Raw genomic sequence first — 20,547 nt, forward strand, 5'->3', positions numbered from 1 at the left:
GCAAACAATACCGTATTCCGCCGGCTTTCTTATTCTGCTTAACCACACCATTTCACCTCCATGGCCAAGGACTTTCTCGCCCTCATCAAGCAGCGGTTTGGAGAGGGTAATTACGACGGCGACCAGTACGGCGGCGCTAACGGGCACGACGGCAGTGGCCTGCCTACTGGCACGCCCAACAACTTCATGTTTGCCACCGGCATCGAGTGCTCGTACCCCACCATCGACAATGGCCGCACCCGCCGCGACCAGTTGGCCGAGTGCTTTCACTACGAGCGGTACCGGGAAGATCTGGGCTTGGTGCGGGAAATGGGCCTGAAAGTGTTGCGCTACGGGTTGCCGTATTACAGCATCCATACGGGTCCCGGCCAGTACGACTGGAGCTTCGCCGATGCCGCCATGCACGAAATGAAGCGCCTCGGCATTACGCCCATCCTGGATTTGCTGCACTTTGGCGTGCCCGATTGGCTGGGCAATTTTCAGAACCCCGAGCTGCCGGTGCATTTTGCCGACTACGCCGCGGCCGTGGCGCAGCGCTACCCCTGGGTGCGCTACTACACGCCCATCAACGAAATTTACGTGACGGCCAAGCTCAGTGCCCGCGAAGGCGTGTGGAACGAGCAGCTGAAAACCGACCGCGGCTTTGTAACCTGCCTGAAGCATTGCGTGGCGGCCAGCATCATGGCCAACCAGCAAATAGCCAAATACCGGCCCGACTGCGTGATTGTGCAGAGCGAATCGGCTGAGTTTGTGCACCAGCTCTGCGCCACGCCCAACGACCAGTACAAGCTCGAAAACAAGCTGCGGTTTCTGGCCCTAGACCTGCTCTACGCACACCACCCCGATGCCGACGTGCTGAATTTTCTGTACGACAACGGCCTCACCCGCCAGGAGTACGACTGGTTTATGGCCGGCGAGCCGCCCGGTTACCAGGTGATGGGCAACGACTACTACGGCCGCAACGAGTGGATTATTCTGCCCAACGGAGAGCGGCAAACCAGCATGGACGTGCTGGGCTGGTACAACATCACCAAGGAGTACTACGAGCGGTACCGCAAGCCCGTAATGCACACCGAAACCAACGTGCTCGAGGCCAAGGACGCACCCGGCTGGCTCTGGAAGCAGTGGGTAAACATCCTGCGCATGCGCGAAGACGGCGTGCCCGTACTCGGCTTCACGTGGTACTCGCTCATCGACCAAATCGACTGGGACATTGCCCTGGGCCAGAAAATAGGGAAGGTAAACGCCTGCGGCCTCTACGACCTCGACCGCAACATTCGGCCCGTGGGCGAGGCCTACCAAATGCTACTCAAGGAGTACGGCCAGATAACCATTGTGCCGCACGGCGAAATGTTCGAGGTAACCAAGGCTCCGGCTACGCTGAAAGTGGAGGTGTAAGCGGCACCGGCCGGTACGCGCACGCGCATTCCACGTAAAAGCATGGTCTGTTTCTAAGCGCTGCTGCCATGCCCAAGTCGCCTTCTTTTTCGCTGGTGTTTTTGCACTACTGGGCTGGGTCGGGCCGGGAATGGCACGCCGTGGTTTCGGCCCTCGGCCTCGACTACGAATGCCTGGCTCCCGATCTGCCGGGCTTTGGCGATGCGCCGCCTCCGGCCAGCTTAACCGTGGATGCGTACGCCGATGCCGTAGCGCAGTTTGTTGCCGAACGCGGCCTTACGGAATACCTGCTGGTGGGGCACAGCATGGGCGGAAAAATAGCCCTGGCCTTGGCGTCCCGCCGCCCGGTTGGGTTGCGCGGCGTAGCCCTGCTGGCGCCCTCTCCGCCCACGCCCGAGCCCATGACCGATAAAGCCCGCGCCGAGGCGCAGCGCGCGTACGGTTCGCCCACCGCCGCCGCGGCCACTTTCGTACGCATTACGGCTCGCCCCCTGCCCGATGCCGAGCAGCAGCAGGTGCTGGCCGATAACCTCCGCACCAGCCGAGCCGCCTGGGACGCGTGGTTGCAGCACGGCAGCCGCGAGGATATAGCCGCCCGAATGCCCTTGGTGCAGGTACCTGTGCTGCTGCTCACGGGCACTGCCGATGCCGCCATTCCCGTACAGGTGCAGCAATCTGAAACGCTGCCGTACTTACCCGCCGGCACCACCTTGCACCTCATTGAAGGCGCCGGCCATTTACTGCCGCTCGAAGCGCCCGGCGAAGTAGCCTTGGCGCTTCACCAGTTTATTGCCGAACTCAGTGCCTTGCCCGCCCTGCACTAACCCGACAGGGGCCGGAGCCGTTGTAGCGCTTGCCGCGTCTTTCGTTTTTCAGTTCGTCAGCGCATGACGTTTCTCGCTTCTCTGCTAACTACTGCCCGGCGGCATTGGCCCCATTATGTGGCCGAAGCCACCGGGCTAGCCTTTTTTATTAGTTGTGCCAGCTTGCTCACAGTGCTGCTGGAACATCCGTCGTCGCCGGTGCGGCAGGCGCTGGCCCCGCACCCGGTGGGCCGGCTGGGGATAATGGGCGCGTGCATGGGGCTGGTAATTGTGGCCGTGGTATACAGCCCGTGGGGCAAACGCTCCGGCGCACACATTAATCCGGCGGTTACGTTGGGCTTTTGGCAGCTGGGCAAAATCAGCCTGCCCGACGCGCTGTGGTACGTAGTGGCGCAGGTGGCGGGCGGTGTAAGCGCGGCCTTGTTCTGGAAAGCGGTGCTGGGCCACTGGTACGCGCACCCGGCCGTGCATTACGTGCAAACCCAGCCGCCGCCTGGGCCTAACGGCTGGTGGCTGGCTTTCGGTGCCGAATTCGCCATAACCTTTGGGCTGATGCTGGTTATCCTGAGCGCGCTGCACTCCCAGCGGTTAAAAAAGCTGACCGGCTGGCTGGTGGGGGTGGTGCTGGCGCTGTACATCGTGTTCGAATCGCCGTATTCCGGCATGAGCCTAAACCCGGCCCGTTCCTTGGCATCGGCCGTGGCGGCTGGCAATTTTCACGGGTACTGGATTTACTTGGTCGCCACCTGTGCGGGGGCCTGGTTAGCTACGGTGCTTTTTCTGCGCTGGCGCCACGGCCAGCCCTTGTCCTGCGCCGTGCTGGCCGGCTGCGACGCCGCCCCCGACAGCCCCCACGCCCCCGAAACCGAGCCCCCCGTATATCCCGATCCAAACGCTACCGAACGGGAGGAATAGAGACTAAGCCGGCGGAATCGGGGGCATTGGGGCTGCCAAAGCAGAAGTGGTTTGGTGGCTCTATATTGGCGTCGCGTGCAAGTCAAGCGCCCCGTTACCATGGAAAAGTCGTCTGATTACCTCGAGGTAAACCGCGCGTTGTGGAATGCGCGCACCGGTCCGCACCTGGAATCGGCATTTTACGCGCTCGACGCTTTCCGGGCGGGGGAATCGTCGCTAAACCGTATTGAGTTGGCTTTGCTGGGCGATATTGCCGAGCAGCGCGTGCTGCACCTCCAATGCCATTTCGGACAGGATACGCTGTCGTTAGCGCGCCTGGGCGCGCAGGTCACGGGCGTGGATTTATCCGACGAAGCCATTGCCGCCGCGCAGCGCTTAAGCGCGGATCTGGACCTGCCGGCCGAGTTCATTTGCTGCGACGTTTACGACCTGCCGCAGGAGTTGCCCGCTGAGGCGCAGTTCGATGTGGTGTACACCAGCTACGGCGTGTTGGGCTGGCTGCCCGACTTGGAGCGTTGGGCCGCGCTGGTGGCGCGCTACCTCCGGCCGGGCGGGCGGCTGGTGCTCGTGGAATTTCACCCCGTGGTGTGGATGTTCGACAACGACTTTGCCCGCGTGCAATACAGCTACTTTAACGCGGGGCCCATCGAGGAAATAGAAGTGGGCACCTACGCCGACCCTGCGGCGCCCATCACGCACCGCTCCGTTACCTGGAACCACGGCTTAGGCGAAGTGGTGGGCAGCCTGCTACGGGCCGGTATGCAACTCACCCACTTTTCGGAGTACGACTACTCTCCCTACAATTGCTTCGCGCATACGGTACCCGTGGGCGACGGCACGTACCGCATTGGTCCGCTCGGCGACAAAGCCCCGCTGGTGTATGCCGTGGTGGCTACCAAGGCTTAGCGCCGCGGCGTGCTCATTCCGGTCCGTTAGCGGGGCGGGTGAGCTAGGTGCCGAAGCTGGCTGCACGCCGAAAGCGCAACCTACCGCTGCTATTCCAGTAACAGGAAGCTCCTGCTAACTGCTTACCTCCATGTGCGGCCGATACACCTTCAGTACCCCTGCGCCCAGCGTTGAAAAGCGCTTCGATGCAAATTTTGCCGACCCGGCGCCCACCACCTACAACGCGGCGCCGTCGCAGCAGCTGCCCATCATTACTAATCACGACCCGGGCAAAATTCACCTGCTGAACTGGGGCTTGGTGCCCGGCTGGACCAAGGACTTGAAGCAGGCGCCCAAGCCCATTAACGCCCGCGCCGAGACGCTGGCCGAAAAACCGTCGTTTAAGCAGCTGCTTAACCGCCGCCGCTGCCTCGTGCTGGCCGACAGCTTTTACGAATGGCAGCAGCTGGCGGGCCGTAAAACACCCTACCGCATCCTGCGCGACGACGAGCAGCCCTTCGCTTTCGCCGGCCTCTGGGACGAATGGACCGACCGCAGCACCGGCGAAGTGGTGCCGTCGTTCACCATCATTACTACCGATCCGAACGAGCTGATGGCCAGCCTGCACAACCGCATGCCCGTCATTCTGCCCTCCCGCGAAGCCGAATTGGCCTGGCTCGACGATAACGCAACAGCCGCCGAGCACCAAGCGCTGCTGCGCCCGTTGCCCGACGGCTTGCTGAAAGCTTACGCCGTAACTACCCGGGTGAATTCCCCGGCCCACAACGACCCTTCGGTACTGGAGCCCGCGGCGGCGTAACAGCGCTGTGGTGAGGTGGGCAATACCGCTGCCTCACTTACAATTCGGGCGCTGTACCGTTAAAAACCACCTCGCATGCGCAGCCGGCGCCGTGCCGCCAACCGGCGGTTTTTCTTGCGCTTCTTGCGCTTGAAGGTAGGCAGACCGTCTACGCCGGGTTTAGCCACAGTAGCCACGGTTGTTGTAGTTGCTGCAGCTTCAGCTGCGTAGCTGGCCTCGAATGGTGCGGCGGCCAACACGGCCAGGATCAAGGAAAAGCAAAGCGTTTTCATAGCAGAGGGTTGTATTATTGGGGGCTTGTGTGACTGTTTGGTGATGCAAGATTACAAGCCAAACCCTTCTGAGTGCAACCACATGAACATGTGAAACGCAAACAACCGGGCCCGACTGCATGTGTGCAGTCGGGCCCGGTTGTTTGCAAAAGCTTTATTTAAAGCTACTTGTTCTGGTTTTGCTTGCCGCCTTTACCGCCGGCGGTGTTGTTGTCACCGTCGGTCAGGTCCTCTATGGCGTCGCCAATTTCGTCGGAGTAGCGGTTCAGCACGAACACCGTACCAATGGCCAGGGCCGCAATCGACAGCACCAGCTGCGTGGTGGTCATGCGCTGGCTGGCCTTGCGCAGGAGCGCGCCGCCGTGGTGCAGCAAGTCTTCAATACGTTCGTTGTTACCGGTAATTACGTGGTAAGCGCTTTCGAAAGTGCGCGTCAGGTCTTCCGGCAAAATCTTGTCGATTTGTTGCTCCAGTTGGTTGTCCATGGGAGAGGAGTCGTAGGTGTTTGGCTGATGAAGTCAGAAAATGAGGCCGGGGCCGTGGGGCGTTTACGCAAAAACGCCCGTCGAGGTAGCTCGACGGGCGGAATTTTTTGCAAGAAAAAAGCGGAAGGCGCTTTAAGGCTCTACCACCACCAGCCGGGCGCTGAGGCGGGCTTCCTCCTGCACGTGGCAATAGTAGGTACCGGCCGCCAAGCCCGCGGTTTCAAACGGCAAAGCCTGCTTGCCACGCGGCAGCACCCGGTCGACCAGGCGGCGCACTTCCCGGCCCACGTGGTCGTAAATAACTACTTGCACGTGGCCCCCACCCGCCTCGAAAGCTACCGTGGCTCGTTCGCGTACGGGGTTGGGGTACACGCTGAAGCCGGGCACGTTTAAATCGGCAGCGGTGGCGGTACCGGAAACCACGCCGGGGCGCAGCACGGGCACGTAAGCAAAGCTACGCCCGAACAGCGCCGTGAGGGTGGCAGCGGGTACGGCAAACCAGTCCTGCAGCACCGAGGCGTATATCGACCGGAAATCAAATTGCATCGGCACGTTGTCGTTCACGCCCGCGTTGGCCGGCAATTGCACGTTCTGGCCATGTATGCGCGGGTTTACGCTGGTCCCAAACACGAAGAGTGGTGCGGCTGCCCCGTGGTCGGTACCGTAGCCGGAGTTCGATTTTATGCGCCGCCCGAACTCCGAAAACGTCATGCCCACCACTCGGTTTTGCACGTTCAGGCGGCGCAAATCATCCTGAAAAGCCTCGAGGGCCTGCGAGACCTTGCCCAGCAGCGTGGCGTGCGTGCCGGTGGCGGTGCTGCCGGTGGTGGGCACCTGCGAGGCGTGCGTATCGAAACCGCCCAGGCTAACGCAGTAAATGCGGGTTTGCAGGCCGCCGGCAATCAACTGGGCTACTATTTTAAGCTGATCGGCCAGCGTGTTTTGGCCCGCCGCAGGCCACATCGGCGACAGGTTTTGGGCGGCGGCGGCAGCCCGCTGAATGGCCGTAGTATACACCTGCGTTTGCTGAATTACCTGCCGGATAAACGTAAGCTCGTGCCCGGCCGGCGTGTTGGGGGCCGTGCCCACGGTGCCACTGAGCAGCTGGTAAAACGACGAGGTGCTGGCAATGGCCATGCCCATGTTCACGGTGGGGCCCTGCACGCAATTGCTCACCACCGAGCCCACGGTAATGGCCAGCGGATCGGGAGCCTGCGCGTTGGGGTAGCCGGTCGGAAAGCTCGGGTACTCGCTTTCCAGGTAACGGCCGGCCCAGCCCGTGGTCCAGTTCACGTTCGAATCGGAAGCCGAGGCCCAGATATCGGTGGCGCGGAAGTGCGAAAAGTTAGGGTTTGGGTAGCCCACGCTCTGCACCACACCAATCTGGGCGTTGTCGTAGAGGTTTTTGAGGCCGGTCATGGCCGGGTGCACGCCGGTTTGGGGCGTCAGCGTCAGCACTTGGTTTTGCGGAATGGCAATGTTGGCGCGGGCCGTCATCAGGGCCGAATACTGGTCGAGCGGAATGACCATGTTCAGGCCGTCGTTGCCGCCGTTCAGCTGCACCAGCACCAGCACGCGGTCGGTTTGGGTGGCGGCGTTGGTAAGGGCCGCCAGAATCGGGTTTTCCTCGCCGTAGGCAGCCACCGGAAAGCCGTTCAGCAGCATAGGCAACACCGCGCCCGCCGCCGTGGTCTGGATAAAGTCTCTGCGTTTCATGGAAGTCAATGATAGAATGAGCGAATGAATGATTGATCGAATTGATGAATGATTAAAGAAGCATGTGCGGGCGTTTCCTTTCGGCGCTCTGCTGCTTCTCGGCAGTCATTCCACCATTCAGTCATTCAATCATCAACTAAGATGATATTCGGCCTGGCTGAGCATGGTTCGCAGCAGGGCGCGCAGCTTGGTGGCTACCGCGTTCTTCTTGGCCGTATTGGTGGGGTTGGCCACGTAATCCAGCCACTCGGTGGTCCACTCAAAGTCGGGCAAACCGGGCAGCAGCGTGTCGTTCAGGAACGCGAGCTGGCTGGCCGTGAGCGGGAAAGGCATGAGCACCTCCACGAAGGCCTGAATGAGCAGGTTGGGCTCGGAGGCCACGCTGCCGGGCAGGCTTTCCACCCAGGTCACGGGGTCGACTACCAGCCGGAAGCCGTTGCGGGTGGTGCCATTGGTACTCACCATTAAATCGGTAAACTGGCTGCGGCGCGGCAAGGTAACGGCGTTAATCCACAGCTCGTTAAACTGCGGGGTTTGGTAGTAGGCGGGCCAGCCGGCCACGCTGGGCGGGTCGCCCAGCACTTGCTGCTGCAGGTTGGTGATGCTGTTCAGGTAGTCCCAAATGCCGTACTGCACGGCGGGGCTGGCGGCGGGCGGCATGGCAATTTCCAGCTGCCGGCACAGGCCCAGCGTGAAGTCGAGCGGCCCTTTGATGTAGCAGCCCACGTTCACGGCATCGAAGAAATGCTCGCTGCTGAGCAGGGTGCGCAGCACGGGAGCCACGTTGTAGCCGTTTTGCTGCAGCTGCTGGGCCAGCGGCAGAATCACATTCTGCTCGGCGTCGGCGTCGATGACGTAGTACACCAGCCAGCGGTAGAGCTTGCGCACTAAAAACCGGGCGGTTTCAGCCTGGTCGAACACCAAGTCCACCAAGGCCTTGTATTCCTGGTCGCCGGTGTTGGGCAGCGTGCGGTTCTGAAAGGCGCTGCTGAAGGTTTTGGTGGAGGTATCGTGGCGCGAGGCGGTAAAGTAGCCGCTGATGGTCGTTGCGTTGTCGCGCCATCCGGTTAGGCATTTAGCGGCGGCCTGCACATCGGCCTCGGTGTAGTTCGTGTAGTTGCCGGGGCCAATCTGCGGGCCTTTGCCCACGGTGAAAAGCTCCAGCAGTTCGCGGCCGTAGTTTTCGTTTGGGGCGGTGGCCGTGCTCTGGTTGCCGTTCAGGTACCGTAGCATGGCGGGCGCCACCGTTACGTCTTTGGCCAGCTGCTTAATGTTGCCCATGGCGTGCTGCCGGAGCAGGGCCACGTACTGGTAGCCGTAGCGGGCATCGTTGATATCGGAAAACTCGATAACGAAGTGGTTGTGCCAGAACACCCACATCTTTTCGGTAAGGGTGCTGCCTTGAAGTACCTGCCCCAGCCACCACGCCCGCAACGAGGAACGCCGGGCGCTTTCGAAGGTCTGATCGAAGGGCTGCGTGGTCCAGGTTTGTCCGATGGGCACGCTCGTGTCGGTAGCCGAAACATTAACCGGGGGCGCCGGCGCCGCGGGTACCGTGAACAGCGCATTGAGCACCTGGGAGAGGGAGGCACCCGCCGCTGCCGCAATAGCCGACTTTGACGGGCCAAACAAACAGCGCCGCAGTAAATGTGCCGCCTGCACCCGGGTCCAAGGCCCGGTATAAGGACTAAGGCCGGCGCTGGTGCGGGAAAAAGTGGGCAGCTTGGTGTTGGCGTAGCGGCTTACGGTTTCCGGCGGGTCTGTGGCCAGTGGCGCGGCCGCGCTGGGCGCCGGAGTGGGTTTAGCGGCTACCGGCGCCACCAGTACGGCGGCGGGTTTTCGGAGAAAAGCTCTTCGGTCCATAAGCAGCGCGCCGAGGCCAAGGGATGTAGAGAAAATAGAAGGCAGAAGAGGTGCCGCAGCCGAAAGGAGTCTGTGCGCCAGTGCCTAAGATATATCATAATTAAAAAAGTTTAATGCGTTTTCCGATAATTACTCCTGCTTGCTTTTGGCCACGACTGCCTAAAACGACAACGCGGCGTGCTACTCTACGTGAGTAGCACGCCGCGTTAGCAAGTCAAATCGTTGATTATTTGCCTTTAAACACGGGTTTTCGTTTTTCGCCAAAGGCCTTCACGCCCTCCTGGTAATCGTCCGAATCCCCCGCAATCTGCTGGCAAAGGGCCTCGTAATCGAGCATTTCATCGAGGGAAGAAGCCCCGGATTTATTCAACATTTGTTTGATCAGCCCAATGGCTTTGGTGGGGGCTGATGCGTAGCGTGAAGCCAGACTATAAGCTGCTTCATCAAGCTGTTCGGGAGCTACTACCTGGCTTACCAGCCCGAGGCGCAACGCTTCCTCAGCGGAAACTTTCGAGCCCAGGGCGCACAGCTCGAACGCCTTGAGCGAGCCAACCAGCCGGGGCAGGAAGTACGACGAGCCCGAGTCGGGCACCAAACCGATATTGATGAATACCTCAATGAGGGACGCGTCGGTGGACGCCACGATGGCGTCGCAGGCCAGGGCCAGGGAGCAGCCCGCTCCGGCCGCCACTCCGTTTAAGCGGCAGATAATGGGCTTGGGCAAGGCACGCATGGCCCTGATAATGGGGTTGTAGCGCTGGTGCAGGGTATCGTAAAAGGAAATCTTTTCGCCGCTGCTGGCATCCTTTAAGTCCTGCCCTGAGCAGAAGGCCCTGCCCGCGCCCGTTAGCACCACGGCGCGTACTTGCGCATCATTTGCCACCTGCTTCAGAGCGTCCTGTAGCTCGTAGCTCTGCGAGGCATTAAAGGCATTAAATACGTCGGGGCGGTTGAGGGTAATGGTGGCCACGCCGTCGGGGCGCACGTCGTAAAGCAGGCAGGTGAATTCGGGCATCTGGTTCTGGGAAATGGTACGGATTGGCAAGTTGGCAAAATGTGGCTTGGTACACTCGTTCCGCTGCCGGCGGTGGACATTTTACCCAGCGTTTAACAGGGCCTCAGCCAAGACCAAGTCTTCGGGGGTAGTTATTTTGAGGTTACGGTAGTCGCCTTCCACCAACTGTATGGGGTGCAAATCTTCTACCACGCTGGCGTCGTCGGTAAAAGTTGGGAGTTCGGGGAGTTGGTAGGCCCGACGCAGCAAGTTCAGTTCAAAGCACTGGGGCGTTTGCACCAGCCGCAGCCGCGAACGGTTCAAAGCGTAAGAGCCCTCTTTGGATAAGCCCCGCACGGAATCCTTGGGCACCACGGCCGCAATAGCCGCCCCGTGCGCTTCCGCCTTTGCGTAGGTATTGTGAATTACCGTAAACGGAGTCAGAGGCCGTACACCGTCGTGCACCGCCACCACACCTTCGGAAGTGTCGATTAGGGCTGCCAGTCCTTTGCGTACGGATGCCCAGCGCGAAGCTCCTCCAGCCACTACCGTATGCGGAATTTCCACCGCGTGTTCGGCACACAGCCGCTGCCAGGTAGCCAGCTGATCGGCGGGTAGCACCAGCACAATACGTTCTACCTGCAAGGCCGGCTCGGCGAAGCGCCGCAGCGTATGCAGCAGCACCGGCTGGCCCAGCAAGGGCAGAAACTGCTTGGGCTGATCGGCGCCCATACGGGTGCCGCTTCCCCCGGCAACAAGAATGGCAAATCGGTGGGTCGACATGGTACTTACTAGTAGTAGGCAACAGGTAGGGCTTGCTGAAAAAGCAGCAGCCCGGTCACCAAAGGTAACCGGGCTGCTGCGGTGTGAAAGTGCTGCGCAATTCAGCGCAGTGCTTTTAGAGGATCAGCATGGCGTCGCCGTAGCTGAAGAACTTGTATTTCTCCTTAATGGCCAGCTTGTAAGCTTCCACCAGCAACTCGTGCCCGGCGAAAGCCGAGGTCAGCATCATAAGGGTGCTTTCCGGCAAGTGGAAATTGGTAACCAAGGCGTTGGCAATCTTAAAGTCGAAGGGCGGGAAAATGAACTTGTCCGTCCAGCCTTCGGTGGGCTTCAGGCGGGCGTTGGCCGACACCGACGACTCCATGGCGCGCATAGAGGTAGTACCCACGGCGCACACGCGCTTTTTGTTGTCGAGGGCACGGTTCACCACGGCAGCAGCTTCCGATGGCACCGAGAAGTTCTCCGAGTCCATCTTGTGCTTGGTCAGGTCCTCCACGTCTACCGGGCGGAAGGTGCCCAAGCCTACGTGCAGCGTAACCGCGGCCATGTCTACACCCTTAATTTCGAGGCGCTTCATCACCTCCTTGGTGAAGTGCAGGCCGGCCGAAGGAGCCGCCACGGCACCGGTGTGCTTGGCGTAAATGGTTTGGTAACGTTCCTTATCGGCGGGCTCCGCCTCGCGGGTAATGGCTTCGCGGGGTAGTGGCGTTTCGCCCAAGTCGTGCAGGGCTTTGTAGAAGTCCTCGTCGGGGCCGTCGTACAGAAACTTAATAGTGCGGCCGCGCGAGGTCGTGTTATCGATTACCTCGGCTACTACAATACCATCGTCGTCGAAGTACAGCTTGTTGCCCACGCGAATTTTACGCGCCGGGTCCACCAGCACGTCCCACAGGTGTAGCTCTTTGTTCAGCTCGCGTAGCAGGAATACTTCGATTTTGGCACCGGTTTTTTCCTTGTTGCCGTACAGCCGCGCCGGAAACACTTTCGTGTCGTTTACCACGAGTACGTCGCCTTCATCAAAGTATTCGATGATATCTTTGAACATGCGATGCTCGATGCGGCCACTGTCGCGGTGCAACACCATCAAGCGCGACTCGTCGCGGTTTTTAGCGGGGTGTTGGGCTACCAGGCTTTCGGGCAGGTCGAACTTAAATTCGGACAGTTTCATGGCCGTCGGGATGGGCAGGCAAGACCTGGGGTAAATACTAAAAAATTTCGAGTCGCAAAAGTACGCAGTCCGCCCGGATATATCGTTACTTTTCGCCCGGAATTCAATGGCCGGACAAACGGACGGGATAAATTGTTAGTTGGCTAACTGTAGCATCACTTGCTCCATCCATCTGCTTTTGAATCGATTAACAACCTGATTTTTGCTAATGAAAACGCTGCGCCTGGTATTCGAAAGCTTTCGGTTTGCGTGGCAGGCCCTGCGCTCCAATTTGCTGCGCACGGTGTTGTCGCTGCTGGGCGTAACGGTGGGTATTTTCGCCATTATCGCCGTGTTTACGGTGGTCGATTCGCTGGAAGCGAACATCCGCCAAAGCATGAATTTTGTGGGCGACAAGGTGATTTACGTGCAGAAGTGGCCGTGGATTTTCTCCCCTGACTCGCCTTGGTGGAAGTACTTTAACCGCCCTACGCCCACTCTGCGGGAATACCGCGAACTGAACCGTCTGTTGCCAGCAAACAGCCACAACGGCATTGCCGCGTTTGCCGCGCAGGGCGGCAACACCCTCAAGGCCGGCACAAACAGCGTGGAAAGTATTGCCCTGCAAGGCGTAACCTATTCCTACAATAAAGTCTCCGAAGTTCCGGTAGCCGAGGGCCGCTATTTCCTGCCCCAGGAGGTGGAAGGCGGCACTAACGTGGCCGTGGTGGGGTACGACATTGCCCACAACTTGTACCCGTATGGCTCGGCGCTGGGCAAGGTGTTTCGCACCCGGGGACAGAAATTCGTGATTGTGGGCGTGATGCAGAAAGAAGGCAAAAAACTGCTGGATACCCCCAGCAACGATACCAATTGCCTGATTCCGCTGGAGTCATTCCGGAAAATATTTGCCCTTAACACCAGCGGTTTCGGCGGCGCCCAGCTGATGCTGGGCATCAAGGGCAAGCCCGAGGCCGAAGACCCCGGCATGCTGAACGTGGAGGCGGAAATACGCGGTGCCATGCGCAACATTCGGGGCCTGAAGCCGCGGGAGGAAGACAACTTTGCCCTGAACCGGCCCGAAATGCTGGCCGATGCCATTTCCAAGCTGTTCGGCATCATTGGATTTGCTGGCGCCGTTATCGGCTCGTTTGCCATTCTGGTGGGTGGCTTCGGCATTGCCAACATCATGTTCGTGTCGGTAAAGGAGCGCACCAACATCATCGGCATTCAAAAGTCCCTAGGGGCTAAAAACTACTTCATTCTGTTCCAGTTTCTGTTCGAGGCCATTTTTCTCTGTCTCATTGGGGGCTTGGCAGGTCTGTTCTTGGTGTTCTTGGTAACACTCATCCCGCAAGACGCGCTCAAGATCTTCATGACGATGAACCGCATCGTGCTGGGCCTGAGCGTGTCGGTAGTTATTGGGATTCTGTCGGGGATTATTCCCGCCGTGCTGGCCTCCAACCTCGACCCCGTTATTGCCATTCGCGCTAAGTAAGCTCGGGCTTTGCGGCAGACCTGCGTGGTGGCCCGGCGGCGCCCGGATAACAATTTAGCTACATGCACTAGGGCAATGTTAATAAATCGTTAAATTGCGGGTCCGTACTTTTGGTCGCTCCGCCCGTTGGCGGAGCGGCTTTTCTTTTGCCCTTCTCTTTCCCCTTTTACCCTTCACCCGGTCCGCCGCGCTCGACATTGTGCGGTAGCTCAGCCTCCTGGCGGACCTGTCTACGTAGTCAAGCATGACCAAACTCAACAAAACCAGCAAGACCAAGCTTCAGGAAGAAGCCCACAACGCCGGCAGCGGCCGCACCATCGTGCAGCCCGACGTTAACGATAACAAGGTTACCTCCATTACCGAGCTGCGCGAGCAAGCCGGCGCCAACACCACGCCTACCGGCGAGTTGGAAGACGAGCAGCGCATTCGCAAGGCGTTTGTCGATAAGGACTGGAACGAGATTAAGATTGCCGACTCCTGGCAGATCTTCAAGGTAATGGCCGAGTTTGTGGAGGGCTTCGAAAAGATGTCCAAAATCGGCCCTTGCGTGTCCATCTTCGGCTCGGCGCGCACCAAGCCCGATAACCCCTACTACCAAATGGCCGAAGAAATTGCGGCCAAGCTGGTACGCCACGGCTACGGCGTAATTACGGGCGGCGGCCCCGGCATTATGGAAGCCGGTAACAAAGGCGCCCGCTCCGAGGGCGGCAAGTCGGTGGGCTTGAACATCGAATTGCCTTTCGAGCAGACGCACAACATCTATATCGACCCCGATAAGGTTATCAACTTCGATTACTTCTTCGTGCGCAAGGTGATGTTCGTGAAGTACGCCCAGGGCTTCATTGGTATGCCCGGCGGCTTCGGCACCCTCGACGAACTGTTCGAAGCCATTACCCTGATCCAGACCCGCAAAATTGGGCGCTTCCCCATCGTGCTGGTGGGCTCGGCGTACTGGAAAGGCTTGTTCCAGTGGATCGAGGACGTGATGCTGCACGAGGAGCACAACATCTCGGCCGAAGACATGCAACTGGTGCAAATCGTGGACGACGCGGCCGAAGCCGTGAAGATCATCGACGACTTCTACCACAAGTACTTGCTCTCGCCCAACTTCTAAGCGGCGCGAAAGGAATACACTTAATCGGCGGATGCGGCTCGGCTGCGTCCGCCGATTTTTTGTTTGTATACTTCTCTGACTTGGCTTTTGTCAGTAGTTCTGAACACGTGGCTGGGAGGTGCCTATTTCATATCCGATACACCCAAACACATATACCCCAAACAATCGTTGGAAGAATCGTCTCGCGTGCATCTGACAGAAGATCAATGTGATTGAGCGCACAATGGGGTGTTCTCATTCTTGGAATGCGACCCATTTCTGGAATCAGTTGCTCGCTTGCTTTCCATTCAGTTATATAGCGGCCTAAAATCATGGCGCATTGCTGCGCTGGTGTCCAATTCTACCGTTTCATACTTCTTAGCATGCTCCCCGTTAAACACGTGTACGTGGTGCCCCGTTGGGGCGGTAACAGCTGCAGCGACTGGTATCCGTGGCTGAAAGTTCAGCTCGAAGAAATTGCGGCCGAAGACAACTGCCGCTACGTTGTTAGTCCGCTGAACATGCCCGCCTGGGATGTACCCGTGATAGGCAACGCCGTTGACTACCTCGCCGAGTTGCTGCCGGCCGAACGCATACTAAACGAAGAAACCTATTTGGTGGGGCACAGCGTAGGGTGCTTGGCCATTTTGCACCACCTTGCCGAGGTAGCCAAGCAGGAGCCTCAGGCTCGCGTAGGTGGGGTATTGTGCGTGGCTGGCTGGTTTCTGATTGACAACCCCTGGCAGGATATTCTGAACTGGATGGATGCGCCCATTGACTACGAGGGCGCCCGACGCCTGATTCCGGAAGACAAGCTTACGGTACTGCTATCCGACGATGACCCCTACACCACCGGCTATCAGCAAAACCAGAAGCTGTGGCTGGAACGCATGCACGCCAGTGTAAACATCTTGCCCGGTCGGCAGCATTTCAGCAAGTCGCTAGACCTGGACGTACGCGACGCTATTCGGGACCTGGCTGGCGCCTTTAATGGTACCGCGCCGGTTTCGGTTCGGGCTCCGCGGTCCTAGCACCCCTAATTCACTGCCCAAAACACCGCCGGCCCGAACATTCGGGCCGGCGGTGTTCTTTTGTAGCTGTGACTTTCGATTTCGATTATATTTTGGCAGGCGGCGGCGCTGCCGGGCTAAGCTTTGCTTACCATATCAGCCAGGAGCCCCGGCTGCGGAACAAGCGCGTGCTGCTGCTGGAGCCCGAGCCCAAAGATCAGAACGACCGGACGTGGTCGTTCTGGACGGATACGCCCACACTGTTCGATTCGGTGGTGGCCCGCGAGTGGCGGCAGCTGGCTTTCCGCAGCCCCGAACTGGATGTGGTGCGGCCCCTGCAGCGGCACCGTTACTGCACCATTCGGGGCATCGATTTTTACCGCTTTGTGCGCGAGGCTCTGGCTGCCCGGCCCGAGCAGTTTACGTGGGTGCCTACCACCGTTGATGCACTCGAAAACACCACCAATGGCGTGGTAGCACGCACTCCCCAAGGCGAGTTTACCGCCCGCTACGCCTTCGATAGCCGCCCGCCGAAACTCCTGTACGATGTGCGCTACCGTTACCTCTGGCAGCACTTTGTGGGCTGGGAAGTAGAAACCGAGTACGATGCTTTCGATGCCGATACGCCGGTGTTCATGGACTTTCGGGTGCCGCAGCAGCAGGAATGTCGGTTTATGTACGTGCTGCCCTTCACCAAACGGCGGGCGTTGGTAGAGTACACACTGTTTTCGGGCAAGCTACTGGCCACGGAAGAGTACGAAGCGGCCCTGCGCCAGTACCTAGCGGAGCTATTGGGCGGCCGCCCGTACCGCATTACCGAAGTGGAGCAAAGCGCCATTCCCATGACCGACCAGCCCTTTGCTGACCGTACCGGTGCCCGTATCATTCACCTGGGTACCCGTGCCGGGCGCGTGAAGGCCAGCACCGGCTATGCTTTCCTGCGCATGCAGCAACATGCCGCCCGCCTCACGGCAGCATTAGCCAGTACGGGGGAGCCGCCAGCTAACCTCACCGGCGACCAATGGCAGTTTCGCCTGTTCGATACCCTGCTGCTCGATATCATGCAGCGCCAAGGCGAAACCACTAGCGGCATTTTCACGGAGCTGTTTGCGAACAACTCCGTGGAACACATTTTCGATTTCCTGGACGAGCGTACCACTTGGCCGGGCAACCTGCGCATCATGAATTCCGTGACGCCGGGCCCGTTTATGCAGTCCATTGTTCACGTGCTGCGCGGCCGGCCCGGGCAACGGCTTCCTGATTAAAGCGGGGCGGGCAAAGCCTCAGTTCTGCAGCTTTTGCACCGGCGTTTTGCTGTCCATCAGGCCGGCAGGCACGGTTGCAAGGGCGGCAATGTTGTCGATGCGGCGTGCGTCTTTGCCGTCGGAGCGGTCGGAGGCGAGCATAATGTTGCCGTAGCGGCGGTACTCAGCCCAGCGGCGGCGGAAAGCCGGTTGCGCATCGGTGGCTTTAGGGAAGTAGGCCCATTCTTCCACCAGGTTGGTCTTCGGATTTACCAAAACCTCGTAGCGGTTGTCGGGTGTCACGCCCACGTTCTTGAAGGTCATGTGCAGCACCTCGGCCGGGGTGGTTCCGTCCATGAGCGTGCCGGTGCCTTTGTAGGTGAGCGTAACGCCCGAGTCTTTGAGCTTGAAGGGCATGAGCAGCCACCACGAGTTGTTCACCCAAATGGGGTACATGCGGCTCAGCAACTTTTCCCCATCGGGCGTAGCCGAAATGTCTTCTCCGGCCTTGTAAGCGCGGCCCTGCTTGGTATTCAGGTTGTAAATGCCCACCAAGTCGCCTTTCTGCCAGCGGAAGTCGCCGGTTTGCTTGTCCCAAAGTTGGTAGGAGCCATCGAGGAAGTCCCAGCCCAACAAACGGGTGCCCTGCCAGGCCTGGTAGCCACCCATCTGCTCCATCACTTTGTCGGCCAGGGCAATAGCGCGGGCATCGGAGTTGGCTTGATCAAAACCCTCGGCAGCCGGGTAGCCGCTGGTAGCGGTAGTCGCAGCCGTGCCGGTTGGCTTGGTAGTAGAGCAGCCGCCGGCGCCGGTCAGCAGCACGACGGGGAGCGAGAAAGTCAGCAGAAAGCGGGAGCAGGGCGGGCGCATAGAGCGAATGGGTTGGCAGGAGTGAAGGTTCTGACGGCTTCTACGCACCGGTGGCTTTTTCGCCGCTTAAGTAGGCGGCACATTGACGCTAGCCACGTCAGGGGCGAATGTATAACAAGCTACCACTAGGCCGTTGGAATGTTTCGGGTAATAGCGCTTGTGCTTAACCGTGCACCGGCAACGAGGCTTCGTTTTCCAGCCACAGGCGGGCGGCGGTTACACTGGTCTCGTTGAGCGGCTCCAGGTGCGGAGTGGGGGCTGAAAGGTTCAGCAAATAGCCCGGCAGGTGGGGCAGCTGGTCAAGGTCGTGAGTGATGCAGAGGATGATTTTGCCGCGGGTGTGCACCCAGTCTTCCAGCAGCCCGAACACGCGGCGGCGGTAATACACGTCGAGCTGCTGGGTGGGCTCGTCGAGCAGCCAGAGGGCGGCGTCCTGCAGCAGGAGCTGGGCCAGCCACACCAGTTGCTGCTCGCCGCCCGAGAGCTGCGGGAAGTCGCGGTGGGCGAGGTGCGTGGCGCCCACCTGGGCCAGGGCGTCGTCGGCCAGGGCGTAATCGGTGGGGGAATAGCCGGCCATAAAGCTGCGGCGGTGACGGAAGCGGCCCATAACCACCAGCTCGCGTACCTGAATGGGAAACGTAACGCTGTTGCGCTGAGGCAAATGAGCCAGCAGGCCATTGGCGGTGCCGGTGCCGAGGCGGCGCAGGTCCTGCCCGTTCAGCTCAATGTGGCCCTGATAGGACAACTGCCCCGTAAGCACCCGAAACAGCGTGGTTTTGCCGGCACCGTTGTGACCCACAATGGCCACAAAAGCCGGCTCGGTCAGGCGCAAAAAAAGGTTGCGGAGCAGAACACGCTGTTCATACCCCGCAACCAGATTGTCCACGCTGAGCGTGGCCGAAGTGTTGTCAGTTGCCAGTTGATAGTTGTGGTGCGTGGAAGCAGACATTCGGTGCGCGGCCCAAGAGCTTTGGCGGCTCTCAAACCGATAACTGACAACTAAAAAACGGCAACCAGTTTTAGTATTCGTCCTCGTTGAACATGAAGTCCTCCTTGGTTGGGTAGTCCGGCCACACTTCCTCGATGCTCTCGTAGGGCTGGCCATCGTCTTCGAGGGCCTGCAAGTTTTCTACTACTTCCATCGGGGCGCCCGAGCGGATCGAGTAGTCGATCAGCTCGTCCTTGGTGGCGGGCCAGGGAGCATCTTCCAGGTACGAGGCGAGTTCCAGGGTCCAGTACATATCGGGTAAACGAAAAAAGTGGGTAAATGAAGAGGCTTGCGAAAAGCAAAAATGCGGCCGTGTGCGGCGGCGTTGTCAGCGTGTCAGGAACGCACGGTGTCCCCGACAACGTAAAATATCAGGAAATGTTGGTTGCGCCCGCATAGCGCCGCTTCACCAATTCCATCAGGTCGTTTTTTGTTCGGATTTTCCGCTCAAACGTGCGGATTTTGCTTTGCAGCATGTTGCGGAAGGCTTCGTTAGCCGGTGCATCCGAGAGTTTTCCTAGGTTTTCCTCCAGCACGGCCTGCTCTTGCCGGTCGAACTTAATGAATTCCTTGAGGGCAGTAAGGCGCAGGGTAAGCTGTTCCTGATCCGACGGTTTTGGACCGTCTACGGGCAGACGTTTGCGCACGTAGTGTTCCAAGGCGCTGAGCTCGAACACCTTGTCGCAGGCGCTCAGGAAGGCTTCCCACACCTGATCCGACTCGGGGCCGCGCACCGGGCCCACCTTTTTCCAAGCGGCCTGCAGCTCCTTGGCGCGGCTCACGGCCTCGTGCATGGGCCGCTCGAGCAGGGCGGTGGCCTCGTCCACAAGGGCCCGCTTGCGCGACAGGTTGTCGTCCATGTACGTGTCCTTGGCCTCCACGCGCTTGCTGCTGATGTGGTCCTTCAGGCGGTCGAAGAAACGGTTATGGGCAGCGCGGAAGCGCGTCCACAGCTCGTTGGCCTGCTTGCGCGGCAACGAGCCGCCAATGTCTTTCCACTCCTGCTGCAGCACTTTGAGTTTCTGGGTGGTGTTTTCCCAGTCTTCGGAGTTTTGCAGCGCCTCGGAACGCTGAATCAGCGCTTTGTATTTGTCGAGGGAGCGGTTGGTCATGGCCTTTTTATCGGCCTGGAATGCCTTGCGGCGGGTAAAGAACAAGTCGACGGCGGCCTGGAAGCGCTGCTCCATTTCGTCAGTCAGTTCCTTGTTCACCGGGCCTGTTTTAATCCAGGCCTGGCGCAGTTCCTTGAGCTGATCGGCGCCGGCCTGCCAATCAATAGTCTGGCTGAGGGCCTCGGCCTCCTCGATAATGCTGATTTTGGTGGCCAGGTTTTTCTCGCGGTTGCGGGCCACCAGGTTGCGGATGCTTTCCTCGGCCTCGGTGAGGCGGTTGTGCAGGGCCGTGAAGTCGCCTAGGCCATCGAACGAGGCAATCTGCTCCTTCAGGTGCAGGGCTTTCATCAGAAACGAACCTTTGTTCTCGGATTCGTCAATGCGGGCCAGCAGATCGTCGACCTTGGCGCGGAAAGCTTCGAAACGTTGGGCGAAATAAACGAGGGCAGCCTCCGGGGTATCTTTGACTTGACCCACTTGGCGAGCGGGCAATTCCATGAACGGCTTCAGCCAAACCTGGGTGTCTTCGATGTAGCCAAACTGGCGGGCCTGGTTCAGCAGGTGCTCTTGCTGTTCCATAGAGATAGTAGCGGCGGAAATAGAAATGTGAGCGGAGAAAGGCGGAGCGCG

The 20,547-nt window shown here is 59.5% G+C and carries 20 protein-coding genes; 9 read left to right on the plus strand and 11 right to left on the minus strand.

Annotated features, from left to right (window positions below):
• Window positions 1–60: 60 nt before the first annotated feature.
• The 5 genes from ABD903_RS20170 (at window position 61) to ABD903_RS20190 (ending at window position 4,842) form a co-directional block, all read left to right on the plus strand.
• Entirely contained in the window at window positions 61–1,398 is a 1,338-nt protein-coding gene (locus ABD903_RS20170) for a family 1 glycosylhydrolase (RefSeq protein WP_345227170.1), read from the plus strand.
• A 68-nt stretch (window positions 1,399–1,466) separates the two neighbouring features.
• Entirely contained in the window at window positions 1,467–2,222 is a 756-nt protein-coding gene (locus tag ABD903_RS20175) for an alpha/beta fold hydrolase (RefSeq protein ID WP_345227172.1), read from the plus strand.
• Window positions 2,223–2,285: 63 nt separating this feature from the next.
• The gene (locus ABD903_RS20180; protein WP_345227174.1) at window positions 2,286–3,137 is read left to right on the plus strand and encodes an MIP/aquaporin family protein; all 852 of its coding nucleotides are present in this window, start codon (window positions 2,286–2,288) and stop codon (window positions 3,135–3,137) included.
• A gap of 99 nt (window positions 3,138–3,236) precedes the next feature.
• A complete protein-coding gene (locus tag ABD903_RS20185; protein WP_345227176.1) occupies window positions 3,237–4,043 on the plus strand; it encodes a class I SAM-dependent methyltransferase in 807 nt (268 codons plus the stop codon).
• 130 nt (window positions 4,044–4,173) lie between these two features.
• Window positions 4,174–4,842, plus strand: a complete 669-nt coding sequence (locus ABD903_RS20190; protein ID WP_345227178.1) for an SOS response-associated peptidase — start codon at window positions 4,174–4,176, stop codon at window positions 4,840–4,842.
• 59 nt (window positions 4,843–4,901) lie between these two features.
• On the opposite strand, the gene ABD903_RS20195 is transcribed toward ABD903_RS20190, so the two are convergent.
• The 7 genes from ABD903_RS20195 to queA all read right to left on the minus strand — a co-directional run bounded on the left by ABD903_RS20195 (window position 4,902) and on the right by queA (window position 12,123).
• Entirely contained in the window at window positions 4,902–5,114 is a 213-nt protein-coding gene (locus ABD903_RS20195; protein ID WP_345227180.1) for a hypothetical protein, read from the minus strand.
• Between the two features lie 164 nt (window positions 5,115–5,278).
• Window positions 5,279–5,599, minus strand: coding sequence for a hypothetical protein (locus tag ABD903_RS20200; RefSeq protein ID WP_345227182.1), 321 nt, complete (start codon window positions 5,597–5,599; stop codon window positions 5,279–5,281).
• Between the two features lie 132 nt (window positions 5,600–5,731).
• Window positions 5,732–7,315 (minus strand): DUF1501 domain-containing protein, encoded by a 1,584-nt coding sequence (locus tag ABD903_RS20205; RefSeq protein ID WP_345227184.1) that lies wholly within the window; start codon window positions 7,313–7,315, stop codon window positions 5,732–5,734.
• A gap of 132 nt (window positions 7,316–7,447) precedes the next feature.
• Window positions 7,448–9,178, minus strand: coding sequence for a DUF1800 domain-containing protein (locus tag ABD903_RS20210; RefSeq protein ID WP_345227186.1), 1,731 nt, complete (start codon window positions 9,176–9,178; stop codon window positions 7,448–7,450).
• Between the two features lie 226 nt (window positions 9,179–9,404).
• On the minus strand, window positions 9,405–10,193 hold the full coding sequence (locus ABD903_RS20215) for an enoyl-CoA hydratase-related protein (RefSeq protein WP_345227188.1): 789 nt from the start codon (window positions 10,191–10,193) through the stop codon (window positions 9,405–9,407).
• Between the two features lie 81 nt (window positions 10,194–10,274).
• On the minus strand, window positions 10,275–10,955 hold the full coding sequence (locus tag ABD903_RS20220) for a 2-C-methyl-D-erythritol 4-phosphate cytidylyltransferase (protein ID WP_345227190.1): 681 nt from the start codon (window positions 10,953–10,955) through the stop codon (window positions 10,275–10,277).
• A 115-nt stretch (window positions 10,956–11,070) separates the two neighbouring features.
• On the minus strand, window positions 11,071–12,123 hold the full coding sequence (gene queA / locus ABD903_RS20225; protein ID WP_345227192.1) for a tRNA preQ1(34) S-adenosylmethionine ribosyltransferase-isomerase QueA: 1,053 nt from the start codon (window positions 12,121–12,123) through the stop codon (window positions 11,071–11,073).
• Window positions 12,124–12,331: 208 nt separating this feature from the next.
• On the opposite strand from queA, the gene ABD903_RS20230 reads away from it, so the two are divergent.
• The 4 genes from ABD903_RS20230 to ABD903_RS20245 all read left to right on the plus strand — a co-directional run bounded on the left by ABD903_RS20230 (window position 12,332) and on the right by ABD903_RS20245 (window position 16,968).
• Window positions 12,332–13,600, plus strand: coding sequence for an ABC transporter permease (locus ABD903_RS20230; RefSeq protein WP_345227193.1), 1,269 nt, complete (start codon window positions 12,332–12,334; stop codon window positions 13,598–13,600).
• A 244-nt stretch (window positions 13,601–13,844) separates the two neighbouring features.
• Window positions 13,845–14,714, plus strand: a complete 870-nt coding sequence (locus ABD903_RS20235; protein WP_345227195.1) for an LOG family protein — start codon at window positions 13,845–13,847, stop codon at window positions 14,712–14,714.
• 362 nt (window positions 14,715–15,076) lie between these two features.
• On the plus strand, window positions 15,077–15,724 hold the full coding sequence (locus ABD903_RS20240) for an RBBP9/YdeN family alpha/beta hydrolase (RefSeq protein WP_345227197.1): 648 nt from the start codon (window positions 15,077–15,079) through the stop codon (window positions 15,722–15,724).
• A gap of 68 nt (window positions 15,725–15,792) precedes the next feature.
• Window positions 15,793–16,968, plus strand: a complete 1,176-nt coding sequence (locus tag ABD903_RS20245; protein WP_345227199.1) for a lycopene cyclase family protein — start codon at window positions 15,793–15,795, stop codon at window positions 16,966–16,968.
• Between the two features lie 18 nt (window positions 16,969–16,986).
• Here the strand turns inward: ABD903_RS20245 and ABD903_RS20250 are convergent, their stop codons facing one another.
• From ABD903_RS20250 to ABD903_RS20265, 4 genes are all read right to left on the minus strand, one after another.
• Complete coding sequence (locus ABD903_RS20250) at window positions 16,987–17,817, minus strand: hypothetical protein (RefSeq protein ID WP_345227201.1); 831 nt, start codon at window positions 17,815–17,817, stop codon at window positions 16,987–16,989.
• Between the two features lie 163 nt (window positions 17,818–17,980).
• The gene (locus ABD903_RS20255) at window positions 17,981–18,766 is read right to left on the minus strand and encodes an ABC transporter ATP-binding protein (RefSeq protein WP_345227202.1); all 786 of its coding nucleotides are present in this window, start codon (window positions 18,764–18,766) and stop codon (window positions 17,981–17,983) included.
• A 70-nt stretch (window positions 18,767–18,836) separates the two neighbouring features.
• Window positions 18,837–19,058: a DUF2795 domain-containing protein gene (locus ABD903_RS20260; protein WP_022821757.1), complete on the minus strand. Its 222-nt coding sequence runs from the start codon at window positions 19,056–19,058 to the stop codon at window positions 18,837–18,839.
• Window positions 19,059–19,176: 118 nt separating this feature from the next.
• On the minus strand, window positions 19,177–20,496 hold the full coding sequence (locus ABD903_RS20265) for a DUF349 domain-containing protein (RefSeq protein WP_345227204.1): 1,320 nt from the start codon (window positions 20,494–20,496) through the stop codon (window positions 19,177–19,179).
• Window positions 20,497–20,547: the final 51 nt, after the last annotated feature.

Source organism: Hymenobacter koreensis (assembly GCF_039541855.1).
Taxonomy (GTDB): Bacteria; Bacteroidota; Bacteroidia; order Cytophagales; family Hymenobacteraceae; genus Solirubrum; species Solirubrum koreensis.

What these genes read in the sequence shown, in the direction of transcription:
- ABD903_RS20170 (WP_345227170.1), top strand. Translation starts at nt 61, where the DNA reads ATGGCCAAGGACTTTCTCGCCCTCATCAAGCAGCGGTTTGGAGAGGGT.
- ABD903_RS20175 (WP_345227172.1), top strand. Translation starts at nt 1,467, where the DNA reads ATGCCCAAGTCGCCTTCTTTTTCGCTGGTGTTTTTGCACTACTGGGCT.
- ABD903_RS20180 (WP_345227174.1), top strand. Translation starts at nt 2,286, where the DNA reads ATGACGTTTCTCGCTTCTCTGCTAACTACTGCCCGGCGGCATTGGCCC.
- ABD903_RS20185 (WP_345227176.1), top strand. Translation starts at nt 3,237, where the DNA reads ATGGAAAAGTCGTCTGATTACCTCGAGGTAAACCGCGCGTTGTGGAAT.
- ABD903_RS20190 (WP_345227178.1), top strand. Translation starts at nt 4,174, where the DNA reads ATGTGCGGCCGATACACCTTCAGTACCCCTGCGCCCAGCGTTGAAAAG.
- ABD903_RS20195 (WP_345227180.1), bottom strand. Translation starts at nt 5,114, where the DNA reads ATGAAAACGCTTTGCTTTTCCTTGATCCTGGCCGTGTTGGCCGCCGCA.
- ABD903_RS20200 (WP_345227182.1), bottom strand. Translation starts at nt 5,599, where the DNA reads ATGGACAACCAACTGGAGCAACAAATCGACAAGATTTTGCCGGAAGAC.
- ABD903_RS20205 (WP_345227184.1), bottom strand. Translation starts at nt 7,315, where the DNA reads ATGAAACGCAGAGACTTTATCCAGACCACGGCGGCGGGCGCGGTGTTG.
- ABD903_RS20210 (WP_345227186.1), bottom strand. Translation starts at nt 9,178, where the DNA reads ATGGACCGAAGAGCTTTTCTCCGAAAACCCGCCGCCGTACTGGTGGCG.
- ABD903_RS20215 (WP_345227188.1), bottom strand. Translation starts at nt 10,193, where the DNA reads ATGCCCGAATTCACCTGCCTGCTTTACGACGTGCGCCCCGACGGCGTG.
- ABD903_RS20220 (WP_345227190.1), bottom strand. Translation starts at nt 10,955, where the DNA reads ATGTCGACCCACCGATTTGCCATTCTTGTTGCCGGGGGAAGCGGCACC.
- queA (WP_345227192.1), bottom strand. Translation starts at nt 12,123, where the DNA reads ATGAAACTGTCCGAATTTAAGTTCGACCTGCCCGAAAGCCTGGTAGCC.
- ABD903_RS20230 (WP_345227193.1), top strand. Translation starts at nt 12,332, where the DNA reads ATGAAAACGCTGCGCCTGGTATTCGAAAGCTTTCGGTTTGCGTGGCAG.
- ABD903_RS20235 (WP_345227195.1), top strand. Translation starts at nt 13,845, where the DNA reads ATGACCAAACTCAACAAAACCAGCAAGACCAAGCTTCAGGAAGAAGCC.
- ABD903_RS20240 (WP_345227197.1), top strand. Translation starts at nt 15,077, where the DNA reads ATGCTCCCCGTTAAACACGTGTACGTGGTGCCCCGTTGGGGCGGTAAC.
- ABD903_RS20250 (WP_345227201.1), bottom strand. Translation starts at nt 17,817, where the DNA reads ATGCGCCCGCCCTGCTCCCGCTTTCTGCTGACTTTCTCGCTCCCCGTC.
- ABD903_RS20255 (WP_345227202.1), bottom strand. Translation starts at nt 18,766, where the DNA reads ATGTCTGCTTCCACGCACCACAACTATCAACTGGCAACTGACAACACT.
- ABD903_RS20260 (WP_022821757.1), bottom strand. Translation starts at nt 19,058, where the DNA reads ATGTACTGGACCCTGGAACTCGCCTCGTACCTGGAAGATGCTCCCTGG.
- ABD903_RS20265 (WP_345227204.1), bottom strand. Translation starts at nt 20,496, where the DNA reads ATGGAACAGCAAGAGCACCTGCTGAACCAGGCCCGCCAGTTTGGCTAC.